Here is a 6,886-nt window from a genome sequence, read left to right as displayed (position 1 = left end):
AGCGCGATCTCGCCCAGCAGGAACGACCAGTGGGTCGGGAACACCTTGTTCATCTGGTGCCGCAGACCCTTGGCCAGCTGATACCGCTGGTCGGCATTGTTCGCGGCCTCGCCCAAGTGCCGCTCCACGGCACTCGAGCCCTTGGTCGGCGTGGTGAGTGAACTCATGACTTACGCTCCCAAAAGGCCGGACCGATGGCCTCGATGAAGTCGCCTCGCGCGATCAAGTATCCCTCTTCGTCCACCGTGATCGGTAGCTGGGCCAGCGGACGCGTCGCCGGGCCGAAAATCGGCTTGGCGTAGTGGAGGGCGTCGAACTGTGACTGGTGGCACGGGCACAGGATGCGGTTGGTCCGCTGCTCGTACAGGGAGGTCGGGCAGCCGACGTGGCTGCAGATCTTCGTGTACGCGTAGTAGTCGCCGAAGTTGAAGTCCTCCTGGCCGGCCCGCTTGACCACCTTGGCGGCGTCGGTCGGGCGCAGGCGGATCAGCATGACCGGGTTGTCGACCCTGGTCAGCGCCGCGTTCAGCTTCTCTTCGTCGTGCGCCTCGCTGTCGCGGTACGGGAACACCGTGACCATCGCCCCGGCGTCGAGGTCCTCGGCCTTGACGCGGCGGACCTCCTTGACGTCCTCCTCGATCGAGCCCGAGATGGTGCGCAGGTAGACCTTCTCGCCCGGGTAGTTGGGCTTCCAGCCGGTGTGCCACAGCGAGTCGCGGGACTCGCTGTTCTTCCACGGGTTCTTGATGAAGGACGCCAGCGGCAGCGCCGCGGCCGCGAGGCCCAGCGCGCCCGCGCCGGCGATCGCCGAGCGCTTGATCAGCGACCGGCGGGCGATCGTGCTGCGGTTCCCGGCGTCGGCCAGGTGCGCGAGGATCGTCGCGCGGTCGACCTCGGCCGAGCCGGCGCCGTCCGCGTCGGTCCGCTGCTGCACCGCGACCTCGGCGGGCACGAACTTCTTCGTGTACAGGATCACGCCGATGCCCAGGCCGAGGATGGCCAGGCCGAGCGTGATGCCGAGCATCGGGGTGTAGAGGCTGTACCAGAAGTGGCCGCTCTCGTTGTCCGGCGCCTCGTACTGCCACGGCCACCAGATCAGCGAGACCACGAACCCGATCCCGGCCAGCGCGGACAGCCCGAACCAGAACGCGACCACGCGCTCGGCCCGCTTCTCCGCCCGGGTGCCCTCCACGGGCCACGGGGTCGGGTACTCGACGATCTCCACGCCGTCGAGCTGACCGCCCAGCTTCACCAGCTGGTCACGGTCCATCTCAGCCAGCTCCGCCTCCGTCGGCGGCTTCGGCCCCTCGGCACTCATGCCTTCGATCCAATCCACAACGTCACGCCGATCAGCGCGGCGATCCCGACGATGAAGGCGATGACGCCCTCCGAAGCGGGGCCGACCCCGCCGAGGCCGTTACCACCCGGGTTGTTGTTGCCGTCCGACACCGACTTCACGTAGGCGACGATGTCCTTCTTCTCCTGCGGCGTCAGCTGCCGGTCGGAGAACTTCGGCATGTTCTGCGGGCCGGTCAGCATGGCCGTGTAGATCTGCTCTTCGCTGGCCGGGTCCAGGTTCGGCGCGTACTTGCCGGCGGACAGCGCGCCACCGCGGCCGGTGAAGTTGTGGCACGACGCGCAGTTGAGGCGGAACAGCTCGCCACCGCGGGCCGGGTCGTTGCCGCGCAGGGCCTCGCCCTTTTCGGCGGGCCGCTGGACGCCGCCGCCGTGCGCCTGGATGTAGGCACCGACCGCGTCGATCTCGGCCTCGGTCAGCTTCGGCGGCTTGCGCTCGGCCTGCGCCTCCTGGCGCGCGGCGGGCATGCGGCCCGAAGAAGTCTGGAAGTACACCGCGGCGTCGCCGATGCCGATCAGGCTCGGCCCGCGGTCCTGCACGCCCTCGAGGTTCGCGCCGTGACAGGCGATGCAGGTGTTGTTGTAGACCTGCTCGCCGAGGCGCAGCTGCGCCGGCGTGCCCTGGGCCTGCGCGGTCTGCGGCTCCGGGGCGAACACGGCGTACAGGGCGCCGGCGCCCACCAGCGCGATACCGAGCGCGAGCAGGCCGGCGAACCGCCTCCGCAGCTTCGACCGCGCGCGGTAGCGGCGCTCCGAGGACTTGGTGCTGGTGGTCATCTTGCGGCAACCCTTGCTGTCAGTTCAGGCCGATGGTGAAGGTGGTGGCGGCTGGGGGTGAGCCCCTCACGGCAGGAGGTAGATCACACCGAACAGGCCGACCCACACGATGTCGACGAAGTGCCAGTAGTAGGACACGACGATCGCCGACGTGGCCTGGGCGGGCGTGAACTTGCTCAGTTTCGTGCGGATGAGCAGGTACACGAAGGCGATGAGCCCGCCGATGACGTGCAGGCCGTGGAAGCCGGTCGCGAGGTAGAAGACCGTGCCGAACGGGCCGGACGGGATCGTCATCCCCTCTTCGACCAGGTTGTGGTACTCGTTGGCCTGGCCGCCGACGAAGATCGCGCCCATGATCAACGTGATGATGTACCAGCGGCGCAGCCCGTAGACGTCGCCGCGCTCGGCGGCGAACACGCCGAACTGGCAGGTCAGCGAGGACAGCACGAGGATCACCGTGAACGGGATCGCGTACGCCACGTTGAGGTGGAACTCCTCGCCGTGCAGCGGCGGCGGCCACTGGCCGGACGAGTTCTGCGCCTTGACGGTGAAGAACATCGCGAACAGTCCGGCGAAGAACATCAGCTCGCTGGAAAGCCACACGATGGTGCCGACACTGACCATGTTCGGCCGGTTCAGCGAGTGGACCCGCTGACTGATGGTGGGAGCTGCCGTTGTCACGCGTCGCATTATGTCCTCTCGCACCACCGCTCCGCCGGGTGGGTCCACGGCGAGCCGTCTGCGTTACCGATCACATCGGATGCCCGGGAAGGTGAGAGCTACTCATGGGTTTACTCGACCGGCTGCTTGACCTGGTCAAGAAGCGGGAAACGCCCGGTCTGAGCGCCGGCGCGCCCGGCTTGAAGATCGTCGCCGAGGCCTTCGACCCGGTCGTCGCGGACTCCGCCGTGCTCGCCGGTTCACCCGCCTGGGTCGCCGCGGCACCGGCCGTTCTGCGGCACCACCTGCTGCTCCCGCCGGACCGGCTCGCCGAGGCGGCGTCGATCCTCGCCCAGGACGGCTATGAGCTGCGAGAACAGTCGCCGGACGGCGGCTTCACGCGGGTGCTCGCGGTCCGCGTCCAGGTGCTCGACGCGCTGCACTGCGCCCAGGAACGGTCCCGGATGGCCGGGCTGGCGCAACGGCTGGGCGGCGACGCGCTGGGCTGGGACGCGCTCCAGCCGGAGCCGACCGCGTGATGTCGGTCTCGGCCGATACGATCGGCGGGCGAGTGGTGCGGTGACGAGAGAGGGCGTGTCCAACATGGGCGAGCGGTCGATGCGGGTCCTGGTGTTCAGCCACAAGGCGGAGGTGCGCGAGGCGATCGTGAACGCGGTCGGCCGGCGGCCCGCCGCCGATCTGGCGCGCGTGGACTACGTCGAGGCGGCCGGCATCGCGGACGTGCTGTCCGAGGTGGACGCGGGGAACGTCGACCTGGCCATCCTGGACGGCGAGGCGCAGCCGACCGGCGGTATCGGCCTCTGCCGGCAGCTGAAGAGTGAAATCGCCGACTGTCCCCCGATCGTGGTCGCCGTGCGGCGCAAGGACGACCGGTGGCTGGCGACCTGGTCGCAGGCGGACGCCGTGCTGGTGCACCCGCTGGACCCGCTGACCGCCGCGGAGACCGTCGCCGACGTGCTGCGCGCGCGACGGGTCCCCGTCGTGAACGGCTGAGCCCGGTGACCACCCCGGTCCCCCGCACCTGGCCACCCCTGCTCAAGCAGCTCATCGCGGGCGTCGACCTCTCCGCGGAGGACACGGCGTGGGCGATGGACCAGATCATGAGCGGCGCGGCGAGCCCGGCCCGGATCGCCGGGTTCGCGGTGGCGCTGCGCGCCAAGGGCGAGACGCCCGACGAGATCGCCGGCATGGCGGCCACGATGCTGGCGCACGCCAAGCGGGTCGAGCTCGACCGCCCGGCCGTCGACATCGTCGGCACCGGCGGCGACGGCTCCAACTCGGTGAACATCTCGACGATGGCGACGATCGTCACGGCGGCGGCGGGCGCGCCGGTGGCCAAGCACGGCAACCGCAGCGCGTCGTCGAAGTCCGGCGCGGCGGACGTGCTGGAGACCCTCGGGGTGCGGATCAGCCTGCCGCCGGAGGACGTCCAGCGCAGCCTCGCCGAGGTCGGCGTCGGGTTCTTCCTGGCGTCGGCGTTCCACCCGGCGCTGCGGCACGCCGGCCCGGTGCGCAGCGAGCTCGGCATCCCGACGACGTTCAACCTGCTCGGCCCGCTGACCAACCCGGCCCAGCCGGGCGCGGCCCTGATCGGCTGCGCCTACCAGGACAAGACGCGGGTGCTGGCGGAGACGTTCGCCCGCCGCGGCACGCGCGCCCTGGTGGTCCGCGGCGACGACGGCCTCGACGAGATCACCACGACCACGACGTCGACGGTCTGGGTGGTCTCGGACGGCACGGTCACCGAGCGCAGCTTCGACCCCGCGTCCGTGGGCATCCCCCGCGCGACGGCGGAGGACCTGCGCGGCGGCGACGCGGCGGCGAACGCGGAGGTGGTCCGCGAGCTGGTCGGCGGCAAGCCGGGCCCGGTCCGCGACGCGGTCCTGGTCAACGCCGCGGCCGCGCTGGCCGCCTTCACGGGCTTCTCGGAGTCGCTGGAGGACGATCTGCGGGCGGGTCTGACGCGAGCGGCCGAGGCGATCGACTCCGGGGCCGCGGCCGCGCTGCTGGACCGCTGGATCGCCTTCAGCTGACCCGCTCGGCCGCCGCACCGGCCGGCTTTTCCGGCGCGGCGGCGGGCTTGTGGCGGCCCTGGGGTGCCAGGGCCGCCGCCAAGACCGCGAGCATGCCCAGCGCTTCCGGCCAGTTCGGACGGTGGCCGTAGAACACGATGTCCACCAGCACCGCCACCACCGGGTACAGGTAGGACAGCAGCGCCACCGTCGTGGTGGGCAGCTTGCCGATGCTCGCGTACATCAGCACGTACATCAGGGCGGTGTGGACGGTCCCCAGCAGCACCAGCCACAGCAGGCCCGACGTCGTCGACGGCAGCGGCGTCACCAGCAGCAGCGGCGCCAGCACGAGCGCGCCCACCGTCGTCTGCACCGCGGCCAGCAGGTGCGGGCGGATGTGCTTCAGCTGCTTCGCGACGAAGGACGCTCCGGCGTAGAGCACGGCCGCACCGAGGGCCAGCGCGATGCCGGCCAGCTGGACCGGTTTGCCGTCCTCGCCGTGCGCGGACAGGGAGATCAACGCCACCCCGGCGAACGCGATCCCGGCCCGGATCAGGTGGCTCTTGGCCACCTTCTCGCCGAGGAACGCCGCCGCCAGGCCGACCAGGATCAGCGGCTGGGTGTGGTAGACGACCGTGCTGACCGAGATCGACGACAGCGCGTAGGACGCGAACAGCAGCACCCAGTTGCCGACCAGGAACAGCCCGCCCAGCACGGCCAGTCCGAGGTCGCGGCGGGACGGTCGCCAGGCCTGCAGCCAGCCGCGGGAGAGGCACCAGAGCACGAGCAACGCGCCGCCGACGAAGCAGCGGGCGAACGCCACGGCGGGGGCGGCCGCGCCGCTCTCGAGGACGACGGCGCCGATCGTGCCGGACATCGCCATCGCCGCGGACCACTGGAGCAGGGGGCGGGTTTCGGAGTTCGTCATGCCGACCAGGTTCGTCGCGCCGGGCGTTCCCAACCAGTGTCAGAGATGACAACGAGCGCAAAACTTGTGACATGCTGGCGGCCATGGACGTCAACCGGGTCGCGGTGGTGCTCGCCGACCGCGTTTCGCCGTTCGAACTGGGTGTCGCGTGCGAAGTCTTCGGCACCGATCGCAGCGCCGACGGCATCGAAGGCTGGGACTTCGGGGTCTGCTCCCCCGGCGGGTCCGCGGTCGAGAGCTGGTCCGGGTTCGGGCTGTCCGGCCTGCGGGACCTGGACTACGCGGCCGCGGCGGACCTGCTGATCGTGCCGACGTGCGCGCCCCGGACCGCGCCGCCGCCGGCCCCGGTGCTGGACGTCCTGCGCGACGCGGCCGGGCGCGGAGCCTGGGTGGCGGGGTTCTGCGCGGGCGTGTTCACCCTCGGCTACGCGGGTCTGCTCGACGGCCGCCGCTGCACGGTCCACTGGGTGTACGAAACGGAGTTCCGGGCGCGCTTCCCGGCCGCCGAGGTGGACACGCAGGCGCTCTACGCCGACGACGGCGGCGTCCTGACCAGCGCGGGCACGGTCGCGGCGGTCGATCTGTGCCTGCACCTGGTGCGCCGGCTGCGCGGGGTCGCGGCGGCCACGACGCTGGCCCGGCGGATGGTGGCGGCCCCGCACCGCGCGGGCGGGCAGGCGCAGTTCGTGCAGGCACCCGTCCCGGCGACGGCGGCGGGCGACGACGCCGTGGTCGCGGAGGCCCTGGAGTGGGTCGAGCGGCGTCTGGACCAGCCGTTCACGGTGGCGGAGCTGGCCCGCCGCAGCGGCCTGGGCGAACGGACGTTCCTGCGCCGCTTCTCGGCGGCGACGGGCACCACGCCGCACCGCTGGCTGACCGAGCGGCGCCTGGACCGGGCTCAGGCCCTGCTGGAGGCGGGCGGCCTGTCGGTGGAGGACATCGCGACGGCGTGCGGCTACGCGTCGGCGGCCGCCCTCCGGCACCAGTTCAGCCGGCTGCGGGGCACGAGCCCGTCGTCCTACCGGTCGGCGTTCCGCGGCTGAGCACCCTGCCGCACCGGTCGGAACACCAGTGCGACGTCGTCGGCTCCCGCGTCGGGGAACACGTCCGCCCACGCGACCGAGATGGTGTT

8 protein-coding genes and 1 pseudogene are annotated in these 6,886 nt (G+C 71.5%); 4 read left to right on the top strand and 5 right to left on the bottom strand.

Translation table 11 applies throughout. From position 1 onward, the window contains the following. From AB0M93_RS48165 to AB0M93_RS48150, 4 genes and pseudogenes are all read right to left on the bottom strand, one after another. A pseudogene (locus AB0M93_RS48165) lies at positions 1-167 on the bottom strand (cytochrome b); the annotation flags it as partial. Beyond that, the gene (locus tag AB0M93_RS48160) at positions 164-1,318 is read right to left on the bottom strand and encodes a ubiquinol-cytochrome c reductase iron-sulfur subunit (protein ID WP_364288116.1); all 1,155 of its coding nucleotides are present in this window, start codon (positions 1,316-1,318) and stop codon (positions 164-166) included. The pseudogene AB0M93_RS48165 and the gene AB0M93_RS48160, both read right to left, overlap by 4 nt. Continuing rightward, a complete protein-coding gene (locus tag AB0M93_RS48155) occupies positions 1,315-2,133 on the bottom strand; it encodes a c-type cytochrome (protein WP_364288113.1) in 819 nt (272 codons plus the stop codon). Before AB0M93_RS48155 ends, AB0M93_RS48160 begins: the two co-directional genes overlap by 4 nt. Positions 2,134-2,199: 66 nt before the next feature. Further along, positions 2,200-2,823, bottom strand: coding sequence for a heme-copper oxidase subunit III (locus AB0M93_RS48150; RefSeq protein WP_086681061.1), 624 nt, complete (start codon positions 2,821-2,823; stop codon positions 2,200-2,202). Positions 2,824-2,918: 95 nt separating this feature from the next. Here AB0M93_RS48150 and AB0M93_RS48145 point away from each other — a divergent pair, with 95 nt between their 5' ends. The 3 genes from AB0M93_RS48145 to trpD all read left to right on the top strand — a co-directional run bounded on the left by AB0M93_RS48145 (position 2,919) and on the right by trpD (position 4,847). Continuing rightward, positions 2,919-3,332: a hypothetical protein gene (locus AB0M93_RS48145; protein ID WP_364288110.1), complete on the top strand. Its 414-nt coding sequence runs from the start codon at positions 2,919-2,921 to the stop codon at positions 3,330-3,332. A gap of 64 nt (positions 3,333-3,396) precedes the next feature. Beyond that, a complete protein-coding gene (locus AB0M93_RS48140) occupies positions 3,397-3,807 on the top strand; it encodes a hypothetical protein (protein ID WP_364288122.1) in 411 nt (136 codons plus the stop codon). Between the two features lie 5 nt (positions 3,808-3,812). Continuing rightward, the gene (trpD, locus tag AB0M93_RS48135; protein ID WP_364288107.1) at positions 3,813-4,847 is read left to right on the top strand and encodes an anthranilate phosphoribosyltransferase; all 1,035 of its coding nucleotides are present in this window, start codon (positions 3,813-3,815) and stop codon (positions 4,845-4,847) included. Here the strand turns inward: trpD and AB0M93_RS48130 are convergent. Continuing rightward, positions 4,840-5,754 carry a DMT family transporter gene (locus tag AB0M93_RS48130; RefSeq protein ID WP_364288104.1) on the bottom strand — a complete coding sequence of 305 codons (915 nt, stop codon included), beginning with the start codon at positions 5,752-5,754 and terminating at the stop codon, positions 4,840-4,842. The two genes, trpD and AB0M93_RS48130, sit on opposite strands and share 8 nt — an antisense overlap. Before the next feature lie 83 nt (positions 5,755-5,837). On the opposite strand from AB0M93_RS48130, the gene AB0M93_RS48125 reads away from it, so the two are divergent. Next, on the top strand, positions 5,838-6,797 hold the full coding sequence (locus AB0M93_RS48125; RefSeq protein WP_364288119.1) for a helix-turn-helix domain-containing protein: 960 nt from the start codon (positions 5,838-5,840) through the stop codon (positions 6,795-6,797). The last annotated feature ends 89 nt before the right edge of the window (positions 6,798-6,886 follow it).

Origin of the sequence: Amycolatopsis sp. NPDC051102, from assembly GCF_040682815.1 — a bacterium.
Classification (GTDB): domain Bacteria; phylum Actinomycetota; class Actinomycetes; order Mycobacteriales; family Pseudonocardiaceae; genus Amycolatopsis.
The sequence above is the reverse complement of the archived record's forward strand: the minus strand, read 5'-3'. Positions and strand labels throughout refer to the sequence as shown.